Genomic DNA, 1,553 nt, shown 5'->3' with positions numbered 1-1,553 from the left:
TGATAATATCCTGCATTAATTTTATGATATTAATTAACCTAAAGTTTTTAAATCTTGGCGATAAAACCATTAATCAGGTGATATTGACAATAGTAAGATTATGAATTAAAATGAATTTATAATTAATTTAAGGATATTTTTATGAATGTTATTGATATTATGAATAAAATGACGCTTAAAGAAAAAGTGTCATTATTATTTGCCGCCGATTGGTGGAACACTCAAAAAATAGACCGTTTAAATATAAATAGTATAAGAGTTTCAGATGGACCTCACGGTCTTAGAAAAGAAATTCGAGAAAAAGACATAGTAAAAACTCAAAAAGCAACATGTTTTCCTCCTGCTGTAACTACAGCATGCAGTTTTGATACTGATCTTTTGGAAAAACTAGGGCAAGCTTTAGCAGTTGAAGCAATAGAAGAAAATATTGACCTTATTTTGGGTCCAGGAACTAATATAAAAAGATCGCCGCTTTGCGGAAGAAATTTTGAATATTTTTCTGAAGATCCATTTTTAGCAGGTAAATTATCAGCAGCATTTATTAGGGGCGCGCAAAGTAAAGGTGTGGGAACATCTTTAAAGCATTTTGCTGCTAACAATCAAGAAAGTTACAGGGCTATAGTAAGTGCTGAAATTGACGAAAGAACATTACATGAAGTCTATTTTAAACCTTTTGAAATAGCTGTTAAAGAGAGTTCACCTTGGACAATAATGTGTTCATATAACAAGATTAACGGCATTTATTCCAGCCAAAACAAATATCTTCTTACTGATGTTCTGAGAGATTTTTGGGGTTATGATGGTGTTGTTATAAGCGACTGGGGCGCTGTTGATGATAGAGTTCAAGGAGTATTGGCTGGACTAGATATAGAATTTCCATATTCAGGTCAATATAACATTGAATGCGTTATGCAGGCTGTATTTGATGGAAAAATAACAACTCATGATATAGACACCTGTGTTTTAAGAATTTTAAAACTAATTGAAAAAGTAAAAAATGCTCAAAAAACGCATAATTATGATGTTTTAAAACAGCATCAAACAGCTAAAGAAATAGCTCAAAATTCAATAGTTTTATTAAAAAATGACAATAATTTGCTTCCTTTTGATTCTAATGAAAAGCTGCTTGTTATTGGTGCTTTGGCCAAATATTCTAGATATCAGGGCAGCGGAAGCTCAAAAATAATTCCTACTAAGCTGACTACTTTTTTGGATGGTCTGGACGCCCGAAGCATTAAATACGAATTTGTAGAGGGATATGATATATATAATGATATTGTAGATTATCAGTTAATAGCCAAGGCAGTATCTGCTAGTCAAAACTATAAAAATGTTGTGGTCTTTATAGGGCTTACTGAAGACTATGAAAGCGAAGGTTATGACAGACAGCATATGAGATTGCCCTATGCCCAATATTCGCTTATAGACGAATTACTAAAGGTTAGAAATGATTTTGCCGTGATTTATAGTGGTGGTGCTCCTGTCGAACTTGATAATATAAATAATGCAAAATCAATAATAACTCAATATCTTACCGGGCAAGCTGCAGATGC

At 32.6% G+C, this 1,553-nt stretch carries 1 protein-coding gene; it reads left to right on the top strand.

Features of this window, described 5'->3' with window-relative positions; all coding sequences use genetic code 11:
* Window positions 1-141: 141 nt before the first annotated feature.
* On the top strand, window positions 142-1,553 hold a 1,412-nt coding region (locus tag VIL26_06890), incomplete at its 3' end, for a glycoside hydrolase family 3 protein (protein ID HEY8390654.1).

This window comes from Clostridia bacterium, from assembly GCA_036562685.1.
Taxonomy (GTDB): domain Bacteria; phylum Bacillota; class Clostridia; order Christensenellales; family DUVY01; genus DUVY01.
The sequence above is the reverse complement of the archived record's forward strand: the minus strand, read 5'-3'. Positions and strand labels throughout refer to the sequence as shown.